We start from the raw sequence: 14,780 nt of genomic DNA on the forward strand, positions 1-14,780 counted from the left end.
CAAGAGGGATTTATGGCTTTACAAAGGCCCGTCATTCTGATGCGACCCGGCGAAGCGAACAACCGCCTCGCCGGCGTGCTCCTCAAGGAGGGGATTGAGTGCTGGCGCTGGCCGGCGTTCAGGATCGAGCTGCCCGGCAAGGAGGACTGCGATCTTGTTCAGGAGCGCCTGGACAACCTTGACGACGTCGAGATGGTCATTCTTCCGAGCCCCGCATCGGTTGCCGCCGCAGCCCATTGGGTGAAGGCATGGCCCGAGCACATCACGCTCGCCACGGTGGGCGAGGGCACCGCAAAGGTGATCCGCGCCGCCTGGGGCGACGACGTGAAGCTCATCTACCCCGAGGGCGACGCCGAGGATTCCGGCAGCGAGGCGCTCTGGGAGATCCTCAAGCACAGGGGGGCTCCTTCGCGCGTGCTCTTCCTGCGCGGCCAGACCGGCCGCGAATGGCTGCCCGAGCAGTTAAGGAGCATCGGCTCAGACGTCATCACGATGTGCATCTACGTCCGCGTGCCGCTCGAGCTCACGCCCGAACAGCGCAGCGACATCCTCATGGCCGCCCACGGTCCGTCTCCGATCATCTACATCACGAGCACGGACGCCGTCGACGCGCTCTTCCATGCGATCCGCCCCGTTTCGGAGGTTCGCGACTGGGTGACGAACGGCGTCGCCGTCACGCTCCATCCGCGCATCGTCCGCCGACTTCAGGAGGCGGGCTTCCACCACATCGAGGTCACCTGCACGGACGACGAGGTCGTCGCCTCCCACATCCGCGCAAACCTGCCCTGACGGAAGGTTTTGCATAAGTCGACTTAAATTTTGACGTAAACTTCGGCGCGGGCCGACGGGCTTGAGTCGGAAAAGGAAAAGGCACCGCCATCTTGACGGTGCCTTTCTTGTTTTCGGTCCCTCCGGGACTTACTTCTTCATGAGCTCGAAGAACTCGACGTTGTTCTTCGTGGCCTTCATCTTGTCGAGCAGGAATTCCATTGCCTCGAGTTCGTCCATGTCGTAGAGGAACTTGCGCAGGATCCAGACCTTCTGCAGGACGTCCGGCTTGAGGAGGAGTTCCTCGCGGCGGGTGCCCGAGCGGGTGAGGTTGATGGCCGGGTAGACGCGCTTTTCGGCCATGCGGCGCTCGAGGTGGATTTCGTTGTTGCCCGTGCCCTTGAATTCTTCGTAGATCACGTCGTCCATGCGGGAGCCCGTGTCGACGAGGGCGGTGCCGATGATCGTGAGCGAGCCGCCTTCCTCAAGGTTGCGGGCGGCGCCGAAGATGCGCTTCGGGCGCTGCAGGGCGTTGGCGTCCACGCCGCCCGTGAGCACCTTGCCCGAAGACGGAATCACGGTGTTGTAGGCGCGGGCGAGACGCGTGATGGAGTCGAGGAGGATGACGACGTCGCGCTTGCTTTCGGCAAGGCGCTTGGCCTTCTCGATGACCATTTCGGCCACCTGGACGTGACGGGCGGCGGGTTCGTCGAAGGTGGAGGCGACGACCTCGGCCTTGACGGAGCGCTGCATTTCGGTCACTTCCTCGGGACGTTCGTCGATGAGGAGGACGAAGAGAGTGACGTCGGGGTGGTTGGCGATGATCGCGTGGGCGATGTGCTGCATCAGGACCGTTTTGCCGGACTTCGGAGGAGCGACGATCAGGGCGCGCTGGCCCTTGCCGATCGGGGCGATCATGTCGATGATGCGGCCCGTGAGGTTCTCGTCGCCGCGCATGTCACGCTCGAGCACGAGATGCTCGTTCGGGAAGAGCGGCGTCAGGTTCTCGAACAGCATGCGGTGCTTGATGCTCTCGGGCGGCAGGCCGTTGACGGAGTCGACGCGCACGAGTGCGAAGTAGCGTTCGCCGTCCTTGGGCGTGCGGACCTCGCCTTCGATCGAGTCGCCGGTGTGAAGATTGAAGCGGCGGATCTGGGAGGGCGAGATGTAGATGTCGTCCGTGCTCGCAAGATAGGAGGTGTCAGGGCTGCGAAGGAAGCCGAAGCCGTCGGGAAGCACTTCGAGCGTGCCGTCACCGAAGATCTGCTCGCCGCTCTTGGCCTTCTTCTTGAGAATGGCGAACATGAGCTCCTGCTTGCGCATGCGCTGGGCGTTGTCGATTTCGAGCGCGTAGGCGATGTCGAGCAGCTGCGAGATGTGAAGGGACTTGAGGTCGGAAAGATGCATAGCGGATTTTGACGGCCCGAGAAGACGGCCCGTCGGAGGGGCGTGTTGGGAGAAATGCATGGAGCCGCATGAGGCGTGCGGCTCCGCCTGCCGCAAAGCGGCTTAGAGGTGAGCTTCGATGAAGGCGTTGAGCGTTTCCTGATCGCACAGGCCCGTGCGTTCACCGACGTGCTGGCCGTTCTTGAAGGCGATCACGGTCGGGATGCCGCGCACGTTGTACTCGCCGGCGAAGCGGCTGGCTTCGTCGCAGTTGTACTTGGCGATCACGACGCGGCCGTCAAAGGTTTCGGCAGCCTGTTCGAGGCGCGGGGCGAGCATGCGGCAGGGACCGCACCACGGAGCCCAGAAGTCGACGAGGACCGTGACGTTGGGCTGGGAGACGACTTCTTCGAAGTTTTCGTCGGTGACGTGAATGATTTCGCTCATGATGACTCCGGTGTGAGAAACTGTCCTGACGGACTGCGGGCCTGTCATGTGACCGTCGACCTTGGGCCGCACGGGGGAGCAGGCATAAATGCCGCAGGACTGAGTGCAAGATGTTGTGTTCGGGAAAGCGGCACTTGAAGGACTGCAGAACGAATCCGTGCCAGGGATGAGGGCGGCGGATTGGAATCCGCGCCGGAAAGTGTACCTATAGTAGCACCAAGAGGCCGCTCGTGCAGGGGGCTTCGGACGGCGGAAAAAGGATATTTTGCAAAAATCTGCTTCTTTCTGTAGACTATCGGGCTTGGCGGGTCCCCTCGCATGCTGTCCCCAGGAACCTGGTCAGGTCGGGAACGAAGCAGCCATACTGGTCAGTAGCAGTGCCGAGGACAAGGCTCGCCATTTTCATTTTTTCTCCGCCTCCGTTGTGGCGGACGCGTTCGGGCGTGGTTCAAGGCGAATCGCGCCTTTTTTGTCACCCCGCCTCCGCCTTCCTCTAGAATGTTCCTGCATGTCCCAAGCCCCTTCGAGCGGGCGCGGACGCATTTTTCTATCGCAGGAATTGCTTTCCCTCATGAGTTTGGAAATCCGCCCCGTCCGAGAAGAGGACGTCGAGGTCGTATGCGGCCTCATTCATGCGCTCGCCCGCTACGAGCGACTCGAATCCCACTGCAAGGCCACGTCCGAGCAGCTTCGCGAGGAGCTCTTCGGCCCGCGCGCCGTCATCGGCTGCGTGCTTGCCTGGGAGGTGAACGAGGCGACGGGCGCCGAGCGCCCCGTGGGCTTCGCGCTCTACTTCTACAACTTCTCCACCTTCCTCACGAGGCGAGGCCTCTACCTTGAGGATCTCTTCGTCGTCGAGGACGCGCGCCGCCGCGGCTACGGCAAGGCGATCATCCGGCACCTTGCGCAGAAGGCGCTCGACGAGGGTTGCGGCCGCTTCGACTGGAGCGTGCTCGACTGGAACCAGCCCGCCATCGACTTCTACGAGGGACTCGGCGCCGAGGTGCTGCCAGACTGGCGCATCTGCAGGCTTTCGGGCGAGGCGCTTCTCAGGGCGGCCGGACGTTGAGCCGCTAAAATAAAGGTTCTTGCACATTCACTCAGCACTAAGGACACAGGATGAGCAGCTATCAGGTGCTCGCCAGAAAGTGGCGGCCTCATGACTTCGACACGATCGTCGGCCAGGAGCACGTCGTGACCGCGCTCACGCGCGCTCTCACGGAAAAGCGCCTTCATCACGCCTATCTCTTCACGGGAACCCGCGGCGTCGGCAAGACGACGATCTCCCGCATCTTCGCCAAGGCCCTCAACTGCCAGGGGGCGGACGGCCACGGCGACATGACGGCTCATCCCTGCGGAGTCTGCCCCGCCTGCCGCGCGATCGACGAGGGACGCTTCCCCGACTACATCGAGATGGACGCGGCGAGCAACCGTTCGGTCGAGGACATGACCGCGCTCCTTGAGCGCGCGATGTACGCGCCCACGCAGGGCCGCTTCAAGGTTTACATGATCGACGAAGTCCACATGCTGAGCTCGACGGCCTTCAACGCCATGCTCAAGACGCTTGAGGAGCCGCCCGAATACGTGAAGTTCATCCTCGCGACGACGGACCCGCAGAAGGTGCCCATCACCGTGCTCTCGCGCTGTTTGCAGTTCAATCTGCGCAACATGACGCCCCAGGACGTCGTGGGCCACATGAGCCGCATCCTCACCGAAGAGGGCATTCCGTTCGAGGAAGGCGCGCTGCGCGTGCTCGTCCAGGGCGCCCGCGGCTCCATGCGAGACGGCCTTTCGCTTCTTGACCAGGCCATCGCCTACTGCGGCGACGGCGTGACGCAGGAAGGTGTGCGCCGCATGCTCGGCATGAGCGGCGGCGAAACGCTCACGGGCATTCTCAGGGCGCTCGCCGCAGGTGACGGCGCGGGCATGCTGGCCGTCGCCGACGCCATGCAGACGCAGGGCCTTTCCTTTGCGCAGGCGCTCCGCGACCTCGCGGGCCTGCTGCACCGCGTCGCGCTCGTGCAGCGTGTGCCCGCAGCCGTGAGCGAGGACGATCCCGACTGCGCCTCGATCCGAGAGTTCGCGCAGGCCTTCTCCCCCGAGGAGATCCAGCTCTACTACCAGATCGCCCTTCACGGCCGCAACGACCTCAACCTCGCCCCCGACGAATACGCGGGCTTCACGATGGCTCTGCTGCGCATGCTCGCCTTCAAGCCCGCAGGCGCGAGAGCCGTGACGCGCGTGCCCGCCCGTGATGCGGGCAGGGCGCCCGTTCAGGCGCCCGCCTCCGTGCAGGCCCCGGCGTCCGCTCCGCAGGCCCCTGCGGCAGTTCCTGCTCCCGCTGCGCCCTCGGCTGGAGTACAGACCGTGGGCCGAAGCTCGGGCATGCCTCCCCTGCCGCGTCCCTCGGCGCCGCCTCCCGGACTCGCGGGCCCCGCCGCCGGGCAGCTCGACGACGACACGCCTCCCTGGGGAGAACCCTCCGCCAGTTGAGTACGCTCCGGAGATTCCCCAGAGCGGTCCCGATCCGGACCGCTCGGAGTCTTCTCTCGACTGGCGGTCGATCATTGCAGGAGCAGGACTGACGGGACCGCTGCGCAACCTCGCCGCTTCGGCGCAGGTGCTTGAGCTCACCCGAAGCCACGTCAGGCTTCGTCTTCGCGTCGCGGCATTCGCGACCGAAACGGGCCGCGAGCTTCTCTCCCGCGCGCTTTCGTCCTATTTCGGAAGCCACTGCATGGTGGAGTTCGAGGTGGGCGACGTGGCGGGCGGCACCGTGGCCGATCAGGAGGAGCGCGAGCGCGAGGAGGCCCGCAGGGCCCTCATCGAAGGGTTCCGCAACGACCCCTTCGTGAAGCAGGTGCAGGCGCTGTTTCATGGTACGATTGACGACACTACCGTCAAGGCGAACACCGACTGACGGCTTGAATGATTTTTTGAATAAAGGAACACAATATGCGTGGATTCGGCGGCGGTATGGGCGGTCTCATGGCTCAGGCTCAGAAGATGCAGGCCAAGATTGCCAAGGTGCAGGAGGAAATCGCTGCGATGGAAGTCGCGGGTGAGTCCGGCGGCGGTGCCGTCAAGGTCGTCATCACCGGCAAGCACGAGTGCAAGAGCGTCGTGATCGATCCCTCGGTCGTGGATCCCGAGGACGTCGAAATGCTTCAGGACCTGATCCAACTCGCCTTCAACAGCGCGCAGACCCGTCTCTCCGAAATCTCCGAGGAGCGCATGCGCAAGGAAGTTCCGCTTCCTCCGGGTATGAAGCTGCCGTTCTGATCAGCCTGACACGATCCGAACGCTGACAAGCCAACAGCCGTCGATGCCGAAAGGATCGGCGGCTTTTTTCTTCAGGAGCTGCAAGATGCTGCGAATTCCACAGTCCTACATTGACGAGCTGCTTGAGGGCGACTGGGCCCTTCATGACGTCACGACCGAAGGCATGGGCCTCAAGGGCGAGTACGTCGTCACCGCCTGGCCCAAGGAGACCGGCATCGTCGCCGGCATCGAGATCGCCGAGCGCGTCTTCAAGACCGTCGGCCTCAGGACCGAGATGCTCTACGGAGACGGGGACCACGCCTTCATGCACTCTCCGATCCTCCGCGCCTGGGGCACGCCCGAGCAGCTTCACGCCACCTACAAGGTCGCCCAGTGCGTGATGGAGTACTCCACGGGCATCGCCCGCCGCACCCACGAAATGGTGAGCATCGCGCGCGACCGCTGGGGCCGCATCCAAGTGGCGGGTACCCGCAAGCACTTCCCCGGCGGCAAGATCCTCTCGATCGCCGCGCTCAGGGCGGGCGGCGGCATCATCCACCGCGCGGGTATCTCCGACTCCATCCTAGTCTTCGACCAGCACAGAACCCTCACGCGCAATCCCGTCCATGCGGTCCGCCGCCTCATGGCGATGGAGCCCGAGCGCAAGGTCTGCGTCGAGGTCGACACGCCCGAGGACGGCATGTTCTGGGCCGACAAGGGCGTGCACATCATCCAGTGCGAACGCTTCACGCCCGAGGTCCTCGCGGCCTTCGTGCGCGAGGTGAAGGCGAAGCACCCGCACGTCGTTGTCAACGCCGCAGGCGGCATCAATGGCGACAACGTGGGTGACTACGCGGACACCCGCTGCGACGTGCTGGTCACGAGCTGGCCCTATTTCGGCAGGCCCGCTGACATCAAGATGAGCTTCTCGCCCGCGAATCCCAAGCCATGAGCATCCGTCTTTCCCCAGCCGTCGAGAGTCTGGTCAAGGCCCTCGGAAAACTTCCGGGCTACGGCCCCCGGTCGGCCCAGCGCGCCGCCTTCCATCTGCTTCAGAACAGGGATGAGTCCCTCGACGAACTCGCCGCCGCCGTCGAGCGCGTGCGCCGAGGCGTCGGCCGCTGCCGCCTCTGCAACACCTTCACCGAAGGGGATATCTGCCCCGTGTGCCTTGACGAGGAGAGGGACCCTGGACTTCTCTGCGTCGTGGAGAGCACGGCGGACCAGATGGCCCTTGATGCGTCGCTCGCCTGGCCCGGCTACTACTTCGTCCTTTCGGGGCGCCTGAGCCCCGTCAACGGCATCGGACCCGCCGACATCGGCATGCCGCTCCTGCTCAAACGCGTGGGGGCGGGCGTCGAGGAAGGCGTGCTGCGCGAGGTCGTCGTCGCCATGAGCTACACGCCCGAGGGCGACGCAACCGCCTACTATCTGATCGACGCCCTCAAGAAGCGGTGGCCGCAGCTGCGCGTCACCCGCCTTGCAAGAGGCCTGCCCGCAGGCATCGAAATCGAGTACACGGACCTGAGCACGATCGCCAACGCGGTCTACGCCAGAAGGGATGCCTGAGAGGTCGTGCGAGGCCCCTCGGGCCTCCGCCCGACGGCGGCAAAACCGAGTGCATTTGTCGCCAAAAACGACCATTGTTGAACCGTTTTCGGATGAAAAGGAATTACTTTTCCTTCGTCCGATTTCGGACAATGCGACTAGGGTTTTCTGCTCAGACAAGGAGCGGAAAAGGGCTCTCCCGCCTACATAGAATGACAGGGTTCCCAAGCCCGTTTGTCGCTAACGGCTCAGCTAGACAATAGGGCAAAAAAAATAAGAGCCTCGAGACATCCAGATGCACTCTCTCTTCAAAGACCCGCGCCCCGAAGCCGCACTCATTCTTTCGGACGGCACGGTACTCCTCGGACGCAGCTTCGGTGCGAGCGTCTCCAATGTTGCCGAAGTCGTCTTCAATACGGCGATGACCGGCTATCAGGAGGTCCTCACGGATCCGTCCTATACGGGCCAGATCGTCACGCTCACGGGCGCCCACGTCGGCAACGTCGGCGTCAACGCCCAGGACCGCGAGGGCGGCGCAGCCGTTCATGCCGCAGGCCTCGTCGTCAGGGACGTTCCCGCCGTCCACTCCAACTTCCGCTCTGAAAAGTCCCTGCCCGACTACCTCGTCGAGCAGGGCGTTCCCGCGATTGCAGGCGTGGACACGCGCCGCCTGACGCGCATCCTCCGCACGAAGGGCGCCCAGGCCGGCGTGATCGTCGTCGCCCGCAACGGTGCGCTCACCGAGGACGAGATCGACGCAGGCCGCAAGGCCGTTGCCGCCTGGAAGGGCATGGCGGGCCAGGACCTTGCCAAGGTCGTCACCTGCAAGGCTCCCTATGAGTGGACCGAAGGCGCCTTCAGCATGAAGGCCGCGGACGGCAGGCCCGGCTTTGTGACGCCCGCAGAGCTCCCCGTTCACGTCGTCGCCTACGACTTCGGCGTGAAGACCAACATTCTTCGCATGCTCGTCGAACGCGGCATGCGCGTGACCGTGGTGCCCGCGCAGACGCCCGTGGAGGACGTGCTTGCCATGAACCCCGACGGCGTCTTCCTCTCCAACGGCCCCGGCGACCCCGCCCCCTGCACGTATGCCATCGAGGCCGCCCGCGAGATCATCGCGAGGAAGATTCCGCTTTTCGGCATCTGCCTCGGCCACCAGATCATGGGGCTCGCCGTCGGCGCCAAGACGCTCAAGATGAAGTTCGGCCATCACGGCGCGAACCATCCCGTGGTGGATTTGCGCTCGCGACACGTGTACATTACGAGCCAGAACCATGGTTTTGCCGTGGATGCAAAAACGCTTCCCGCCAACGCCGTGCCGACACACGAATCGCTCTTCGACGGTTCGCTGCAGGGCTTTGAGCTCACCGACGCGCCGGCCTTCTGCTTCCAGGGTCACCCTGAAGCCAGTCCCGGTCCGCATGACATCGCCCCGCTTTTCGACCACTTCCGCGAACTGATCGAGAGGCACAGAGCAGCCTGACCGTCCCCTGAGCTCCGCACAGACTCAAAGAGGACCAACATGGAAAAAGCAAACGTTCTGGCCGCACTCAACGACGCACGCGATGCGCTCGACGCCCTGATCTCCAACGAGAAGACGATTGAAGCCGTCGTGGCGGCGGCAGGCCTCATGGCGGACGCCGTCGAGGGCGACGGCAAGGTGATGAGCTGCGGCAACGGCGGCAGTCTCTGCGACGCCATGCATTTTGCGGAGGAGATGACGGGCCGCTACCGCAGCAACCGTCGTCCCTACGCAGCGCTTGCGATTTCCGACGCCTCGCACATGGCCTGCGTCGGCAACGACTACGGCTACGAGGAGGTCTTCTCTCGTTATGTCGAGGCGCACGGCCGCAAGGGCGACGTGCTTCTTGCCATCACGACGTCCGGCACGAGCCGCAACATCGTCAAGGCGGCCGAGGTCGCCCGCAGGAAGGGCGTCAAGGTCGTTGCGCTCACGGGGCGCGACGAGACGCCCATCACCGAGCTTGCCGACGTGTCCATCGTGACCCCGGCGGGCCGCTGGGCCGACCGCGTGCAGGAGCTCCACATCAAGTGCATCCATATTCTCATCGAGCTCATTGAAAGGCGGCTCGACAAGCAAAACTACGAGTAAAACATGCCCAAGCGTACAGACATCAAGTCCGTTCTCATCATCGGTGCGGGCCCGATCATCATCGGTCAGGCCTGCGAATTCGACTACTCCGGCGCACAGGCCTGCAAGGCCCTTCGCGAGGAAGGCTACCGAGTCATCCTTGTGAACTCCAATCCGGCCACGATCATGACCGACCCGCAGACCGCGGACGTCACCTACATCGAGCCGATCACCTGGGAGGTCGTCGAACGAATCATCGCCAAGGAACGTCCCGATGCGATCCTGCCGACGATGGGCGGCCAGACAGCCCTCAACTGCGCGATGGACCTCGCGCGTCACGGCGTGCTCGACAAGTACGACATCGAGCTCATCGGCGCCAAGCCCGATGCCATCGACAAGGCCGAGGACCGCGAGCGCTTCAAGGAAGCCATGGACCGCATCGGACTTGAGTCCGCACGCTCAGGCGTCGCCTATTCCCTTCGCGAGGCCAAGGAGCTTCAGGCGAAGTTCGGCTTCCCGACCGTGATCCGTCCGTCTTTCACGCTCGGCGGCTCCGGCGGCGGCATCGCCCACGACATGGAGAGCTTCATCGAGATCTGCGAACGCGGCCTCGAGCTCTCTCCCACGCACGAGCTCCTCATCGAGGAGTCGCTCCTCGGTTGGAAGGAGTACGAAATGGAAGTCGTCCGCGACACTGCGGACAACTGCATCATCGTCTGCTCCATCGAGAACTTCGACCCGATGGGCGTGCATACGGGCGACTCCATCACGGTTGCGCCCGCCCAGACGCTCACCGACCGCGAGTACCAGCGCATGCGCGACGCCTCGATCGCCATTCTGCGCGAGATCGGCGTCGACACGGGCGGCTCCAACGTCCAGTTCGCCGTCAATCCCGAGACGGGCCGCATGATCGTCATCGAGATGAATCCGCGCGTCTCCCGCTCCTCCGCACTCGCCTCCAAGGCCACGGGCTTCCCGATCGCCCGCATCGCCGCCAAGCTCGCCGTGGGTTACACGCTCGACGAGCTGCGCAACGAAATCACCGGCGGCCTCACGCCCGCCTCCTTCGAGCCGACGATCGACTACGTCGTCACGAAGGTGCCGCGCTTCGCGTTCGAGAAGTTCCCTGCCGCCAACGACCGCCTCACGACGCAGATGAAGTCCGTGGGCGAGGTGATGGCCATCGGCCGCACCTTCCAGGAATCCCTGCAGAAGGCCCTGCGCGGTCTGGAGACCGGCCACAACGGCCTCAACGAAACGGGCGTCGGCATCGAGCAGCTTCGCCACGAAATCGCCGTGCCCGGCCCCGAACGCATCTTCTTCCTTGCCGATGGCATCCGCGCCGGCATGACGGACGAAGAGCTCCACGAACTCTCCGCCATCGATCCGTGGTTCCTCAATCAGGTCCGCGAGATCGTCGAGACCGAGGACAAGCTCCGCGGCAATCCGCTCTCCGCGTTCACGAAGTCCGACATGCTCTTCCTCAAGCGCAAGGGCTTCTCCGACGGCCGCCTTGCCCAGCTGACAGGCGCGAAGGAGGCCGAGGTCCGCGCCGCCCGCCTGGCGATGGGCATCCGTCCCGTCTACAAGCGCGTCGACACCTGCGCCGCCGAATTCGCGACCAACACCGCCTACCTCTACTCCACCTACGAGGAGGAGTGCGAGGCCGAACCCACCGACCGCAGGAAGGTCATGGTGCTCGGCGGCGGTCCGAACCGCATTGGCCAGGGCATCGAGTTCGACTACTGCTGCGTCCACGCCTCGAAGGCCCTGCGTGCCGACGGCTGGGAGACGATCATGGTCAACTGCAATCCGGAAACGGTGTCGACCGACTTTGATACGTCCGACCGCCTCTACTTCGAGCCCGTGACGCTCGAAGACGTGCTCGCCATCTGCGAAGTCGAGAAGCCCGCAGGCGTCATCGTCCAGTATGGCGGCCAGACGCCGCTCAAGCTTTGCCGCGCCCTCGAGGCCGCAGGCGTGCCCATCATCGGCACGACGCCCGACGCCATCGACTGCGCCGAGGATCGCGAGCGCTTCCAGCACCTGCTTCAGAAGCTCAACCTTCGCCAGCCGCCCAACCGCACGGCCCGGACCGAGGAGGACGCCATCAGGCTCGCCGCTGAAATCGGCTATCCGCTCGTCGTGCGTCCGTCCTACGTGCTCGGCGGCCGCGCCATGGACATCGTGCACACGCCCGAAGCCCTGCAGCGCTACATGAAGGAGGCCGTGTCGGTCTCCAACGAAAGCCCCGTACTTCTCGACCGCTTCCTTGACGACGCTGTTGAAATGGACGTCGACGCCGTGGCCGACGGTCATGAGGTCCAGGTCGCCGGCGTGATGGAACACATCGAACAGGCCGGCGTGCACTCGGGCGACTCCGCCTGCTCGCTGCCGCCCTACAGCCTTCCCGCCGTCGTGGTCGAGGAGATCAAGCGCCAGACGAAACTCATGGCCGAGGCGCTCAACGTGGTGGGCCTCATGAACGTGCAGTTCGCCGTCCAACACGCGCACTCCGAAAACCCCGTCATCTACGTCCTTGAAGTGAATCCGCGCGCCTCCCGCACGGTGCCGTTCGTCTCCAAGGCCACGGGCAACCCCGTCGCCGCCATCGCCGCACGCGTAATGGCGGGCCAGACGCTCGCCGAACAGGGCGTGAACCTCGAGGTGACGCCGCGCTACGTGAGCGTCAAGGAGGCCGTCTTCCCGTTCTCCAAGTTCCTCGGCGTCGACCCGGTCCTCGGGCCGGAAATGCGCTCGACGGGCGAAGTGATGGGCGTGGGCCGTGACTTCGGCGAGGCGCTCTTCAAGAGCCAGCTCGCCGCAGGCTCCAGGCTCCCCGAACGCGGCTCCGTGTTCATCTCGGTGCGCGAGTGCGACAAGCCCAAGGCCGTCGTCTGCGCCCACCAGCTCCACCAGGCGGGCTTCCCGCTCGTGGCGACCGCGGGTACTGCTCACGTCATCCAGCAGGCCGGCATCCCGTGCCGCACCGTGGGCCGCATCGGCGACGCTGCGGGCGACGTGATCGGCATGATGGAGGCGGGCGACATCACGCTCGTCATCATGTCGGTGGCTGAGCACGAGGGCGAGCTCAACGATGCGCGCGCCATCCGCAAGCTTGCGCTGGCCAAGCAGATCACGTACTACACGACGATGGCGGGCGGTCTTGCCGCCTCCGAGGGCATCCGCCACATGCGCTCCGTGCAGGTCTACGACCTTCAGGGCCTGCATGCGGGCACGCTGCCCTGACGGATTTGCTAAACTAACGTAGCACAGACTGGGCCGCAGCGCGGTCCGGTCGTCCGGATTTTCGATGACGTCCGGCGAGCTTCGTCTCGTCGGACGTTTCCATTCATTCAGAGTTTCCTTTTTCGAGAATTAGCAACATGGTCTCGACCCGCATTCCCATCACGACCCGAGGCGCCGAAAAGCTGAAGGCCGAACTCGACTACCTCAAGAAGGTCGCCCGCCCGAACGTGGTGGCCGCCATCGCCGAAGCCCGTGAAAAGGGCGACCTTTCCGAAAACGCGGAGTACGATGCCGCCCGTGAAGAGCAGGGTCACATTGAAGGCCGCATCGCCGAGCTCGAAGGCAAGATTCCCGCCCTGCAGATCATCGATCCGAAGAGCGTCGACGCCGGCGAGCGCATCGTCTTCGGCGCCACGGTCGGCCTCTACGACGAGGATGACGACGTGAGCGTCACCTACCAGATCGTCGGCGACGACGAGGCGGACATCAAGGAAAACCGCATTTCAGTCTCCTCTCCGATCGCCCGCGCCCTGATCGGCAAGTACGAGGGCGACAGCGTCCAATTCATGGCCCCGAAGGGACTCGTCTCCTACGAAATCGAATCCGTCGAGTACATCTGATCCGGATTCACGAAGCCCTGAATCAAAAAAAGAGCGCAGCCGTCAAGACTGCGCTCTTTTGTTCGGTGCCCTTAAGTCAGGGAGATCAGGAGCGGGAGCCCGCACCCTTCTTCGTCACGCGGTTCTTCTTGGAACGGGAGCGGACGGGAATCGGGGAGGTGGCCTTCTTCTTTTCGCCCGGCTTCTTGGAGGCGACCTTCTTGGCGGGCTTCGCGACGGCCTTGAGCGGCGTGCGCTTGGCAGGGGCCGACGGAGCCTCCTTCTTGCCGGCAACGGAGGCCGTCTTCATGGAGAGGATGGCGAGGCGGGCGGCTTCATCGGGATCCTGACGCTCGCTCTCGTCGGCGGGACGCCAGAAGATGAGAAGCTTGCCGATCATCTGGACGCGGGCGGCGCCGAGCTTTTCGGCGACTTCGGCGTAGATGGACTCAAGTTCCTCGCGGTCGTCGGACGGAACGCGGACCTTGATGAGCTCGTGGTCGTTGAGGGCGCGGTCGATTTCGTGAAGAACGGCGTTGGTGAGGCCGTTGGCGCCGAGAAGGACGACCGGGTCAAGATGGTGGGCCTGGGAACGAAGGGCCAGACGCGCATCGCGCGCGAGAATGATTTCTTTCATAATAAACGGATGTGTCCCCGCGGCGCTTCAAAGGGAAGCGCTCGAAGCGGGGGGCTGATAAACAAAGTTGGCTGGGGAAAATATGCCTGTAGCAACCAAAAAACTGCGCTCCAACCGCGCCTGGATCGAACGTCACATCAATGATCCGTTCGTGAAGCGTTCCAAGGCCGAAGGATACCGAGCCCGCTCGGTCTACAAACTGACCGAGCTCGACGATCGTGAACATCTGCTTCGCCGCGGCATGACCGTGGTTGAACTCGGCGCGGCGCCGGGAAGCTGGACGCAGATCGTCCGCGAGCGTTTGTCGGACAAGGACGGCCGTGTCCAGGGCCGCATCATAGCCATGGATATCCTGCCGATGGATCCGATCGACGGCGTGACATTCCTGCAGGGAGATTTCCGTGAGCAGGAAATCGCGGACAAATTAGCAGAAATTCTTGACGGCGACAAGGTCGACGTCGTTTTAAGTGACATGGCCCCGAATCTTTCGGGCATCGCCGCTGCGGACGCCGCCCGTTCGCTGCTTCTCAACGAGCTCGCGCACGAGTTCTGTCTCGAGCATCTCAAGCCCAACGGCGTCTTCGTGACAAAGTCGTTCCAGGGTTCGGGCTTCTCGCAGTTCGTCGAGGCGCTCAAGAAGACCTTCAAGAAGGTTTACACGCGCAAGCCCGCCGCCTCTCGCGACACGTCGGCCGAAGTCTACCTCGTCGCCCGCGAGCTCAAGCCCGGCAAGTAGTCCCTGCGGCCGAAATAATCGGTCACGATTTTTCGGCTCCCCGCACAAATAGGTGCG

15 protein-coding genes and 1 other RNA gene are annotated in these 14,780 nt (G+C 64.0%); 13 read left to right on the forward strand and 3 right to left on the reverse strand.

Annotated features, from left to right (window positions below):
- Nucleotides 1-12: 12 nt before the first annotated feature.
- Nucleotides 13-789 (forward strand): uroporphyrinogen-III synthase, encoded by a 777-nt coding sequence (locus tag HMPREF3036_RS09080; protein WP_062333775.1) that lies wholly within the window; start codon nt 13-15, stop codon nt 787-789.
- 129 nt (nt 790-918) lie between these two features.
- Here the strand turns inward: HMPREF3036_RS09080 and rho are convergent, their stop codons facing one another.
- Together rho and trxA are read right to left on the reverse strand one after the other, a co-directional pair.
- Nucleotides 919-2,175 (reverse strand): transcription termination factor Rho, encoded by a 1,257-nt coding sequence (gene rho / locus HMPREF3036_RS09085; protein WP_062333778.1) that lies wholly within the window; start codon nt 2,173-2,175, stop codon nt 919-921.
- Between the two features lie 102 nt (nt 2,176-2,277).
- A complete protein-coding gene (gene trxA / locus HMPREF3036_RS09090; protein WP_005437312.1) occupies nt 2,278-2,601 on the reverse strand; it encodes a thioredoxin in 324 nt (107 codons plus the stop codon).
- Between the two features lie 303 nt (nt 2,602-2,904).
- Between trxA and ffs the strand changes: the two genes are divergently transcribed.
- The 11 genes from ffs to greA all read left to right on the forward strand — a co-directional run bounded on the left by ffs (nt 2,905) and on the right by greA (nt 13,371).
- Nucleotides 2,905-3,002: signal recognition particle sRNA small type (ffs, locus tag HMPREF3036_RS09095), an RNA gene on the forward strand.
- Nucleotides 3,003-3,172: 170 nt separating this feature from the next.
- Entirely contained in the window at nt 3,173-3,670 is a 498-nt protein-coding gene (locus HMPREF3036_RS09100) for a GNAT family N-acetyltransferase (protein WP_005437314.1), read from the forward strand.
- 50 nt (nt 3,671-3,720) lie between these two features.
- Entirely contained in the window at nt 3,721-5,094 is a 1,374-nt protein-coding gene (gene dnaX / locus HMPREF3036_RS09105; RefSeq protein WP_062333781.1) for a DNA polymerase III subunit gamma/tau, read from the forward strand.
- 127 nt (nt 5,095-5,221) lie between these two features.
- Nucleotides 5,222-5,521, forward strand: coding sequence for a hypothetical protein (locus HMPREF3036_RS11955; protein ID WP_005437317.1), 300 nt, complete (start codon nt 5,222-5,224; stop codon nt 5,519-5,521).
- 35 nt (nt 5,522-5,556) lie between these two features.
- A complete protein-coding gene (locus HMPREF3036_RS09115; RefSeq protein WP_005437318.1) occupies nt 5,557-5,883 on the forward strand; it encodes a YbaB/EbfC family nucleoid-associated protein in 327 nt (108 codons plus the stop codon).
- A gap of 85 nt (nt 5,884-5,968) precedes the next feature.
- Entirely contained in the window at nt 5,969-6,814 is an 846-nt protein-coding gene (gene modD, locus HMPREF3036_RS09120; RefSeq protein WP_005437319.1) for a ModD protein, read from the forward strand.
- Entirely contained in the window at nt 6,811-7,431 is a 621-nt protein-coding gene (recR, locus tag HMPREF3036_RS09125) for a recombination mediator RecR (protein WP_005437320.1), read from the forward strand. Before modD ends, recR begins: the two co-directional genes overlap by 4 nt.
- A 274-nt stretch (nt 7,432-7,705) precedes the next feature.
- Entirely contained in the window at nt 7,706-8,893 is a 1,188-nt protein-coding gene (carA, locus tag HMPREF3036_RS09130) for a glutamine-hydrolyzing carbamoyl-phosphate synthase small subunit (RefSeq protein WP_005437321.1), read from the forward strand.
- Nucleotides 8,894-8,932: 39 nt separating this feature from the next.
- Nucleotides 8,933-9,523, forward strand: coding sequence for a D-sedoheptulose 7-phosphate isomerase (gene gmhA / locus HMPREF3036_RS09135; RefSeq protein ID WP_062333784.1), 591 nt, complete (start codon nt 8,933-8,935; stop codon nt 9,521-9,523).
- Between the two features lie 3 nt (nt 9,524-9,526).
- Nucleotides 9,527-12,751 (forward strand): carbamoyl-phosphate synthase large subunit, encoded by a 3,225-nt coding sequence (gene carB, locus HMPREF3036_RS09140; RefSeq protein ID WP_062333785.1) that lies wholly within the window; start codon nt 9,527-9,529, stop codon nt 12,749-12,751.
- 137 nt (nt 12,752-12,888) lie between these two features.
- Nucleotides 12,889-13,371 carry a transcription elongation factor GreA gene (greA, locus tag HMPREF3036_RS09145; protein ID WP_005437325.1) on the forward strand — a complete coding sequence of 161 codons (483 nt, stop codon included), beginning with the start codon at nt 12,889-12,891 and terminating at the stop codon, nt 13,369-13,371.
- 85 nt (nt 13,372-13,456) lie between these two features.
- Here greA and yhbY read toward each other — a convergent pair whose 3' ends face one another.
- On the reverse strand, nt 13,457-13,987 hold the full coding sequence (gene yhbY, locus HMPREF3036_RS09150) for a ribosome assembly RNA-binding protein YhbY (RefSeq protein WP_062333788.1): 531 nt from the start codon (nt 13,985-13,987) through the stop codon (nt 13,457-13,459).
- A gap of 82 nt (nt 13,988-14,069) precedes the next feature.
- Between yhbY and HMPREF3036_RS09155 the strand changes: the two genes are divergently transcribed.
- Nucleotides 14,070-14,723, forward strand: coding sequence for an RlmE family RNA methyltransferase (locus HMPREF3036_RS09155; protein ID WP_005437329.1), 654 nt, complete (start codon nt 14,070-14,072; stop codon nt 14,721-14,723).
- Nucleotides 14,724-14,780: the final 57 nt, after the last annotated feature.

The organism is Sutterella sp. KLE1602, from assembly GCF_001578585.1.
Lineage (GTDB): Bacteria > Pseudomonadota > Gammaproteobacteria > Burkholderiales > Burkholderiaceae_F > Sutterella > Sutterella wadsworthensis_A.

Bases quoted from the DNA above. Each gene is read 5' to 3' on its own strand.
- HMPREF3036_RS09100 (WP_005437314.1), top strand. From the start codon at position 3,173: ATGAGTTTGGAAATCCGCCCCGTCCGAGAAGAGGACGTCGAGGTCGTA.
- HMPREF3036_RS09115 (WP_005437318.1), top strand. From the start codon at position 5,557: ATGCGTGGATTCGGCGGCGGTATGGGCGGTCTCATGGCTCAGGCTCAG.
- greA (WP_005437325.1), top strand. From the start codon at position 12,889: ATGGTCTCGACCCGCATTCCCATCACGACCCGAGGCGCCGAAAAGCTG.
- HMPREF3036_RS09155 (WP_005437329.1), top strand. From the start codon at position 14,070: ATGCCTGTAGCAACCAAAAAACTGCGCTCCAACCGCGCCTGGATCGAA.
- carB (WP_062333785.1), top strand. From the start codon at position 9,527: ATGCCCAAGCGTACAGACATCAAGTCCGTTCTCATCATCGGTGCGGGC.
- rho (WP_062333778.1), bottom strand. From the start codon at position 2,175: ATGCATCTTTCCGACCTCAAGTCCCTTCACATCTCGCAGCTGCTCGAC.
- yhbY (WP_062333788.1), bottom strand. From the start codon at position 13,987: ATGAAAGAAATCATTCTCGCGCGCGATGCGCGTCTGGCCCTTCGTTCC.
- dnaX (WP_062333781.1), top strand. From the start codon at position 3,721: ATGAGCAGCTATCAGGTGCTCGCCAGAAAGTGGCGGCCTCATGACTTC.
- HMPREF3036_RS09080 (WP_062333775.1), top strand. From the start codon at position 13: ATGGCTTTACAAAGGCCCGTCATTCTGATGCGACCCGGCGAAGCGAAC.
- carA (WP_005437321.1), top strand. From the start codon at position 7,706: ATGCACTCTCTCTTCAAAGACCCGCGCCCCGAAGCCGCACTCATTCTT.
- modD (WP_005437319.1), top strand. From the start codon at position 5,969: ATGCTGCGAATTCCACAGTCCTACATTGACGAGCTGCTTGAGGGCGAC.
- gmhA (WP_062333784.1), top strand. From the start codon at position 8,933: ATGGAAAAAGCAAACGTTCTGGCCGCACTCAACGACGCACGCGATGCG.
- recR (WP_005437320.1), top strand. From the start codon at position 6,811: ATGAGCATCCGTCTTTCCCCAGCCGTCGAGAGTCTGGTCAAGGCCCTC.
- trxA (WP_005437312.1), bottom strand. From the start codon at position 2,601: ATGAGCGAAATCATTCACGTCACCGACGAAAACTTCGAAGAAGTCGTC.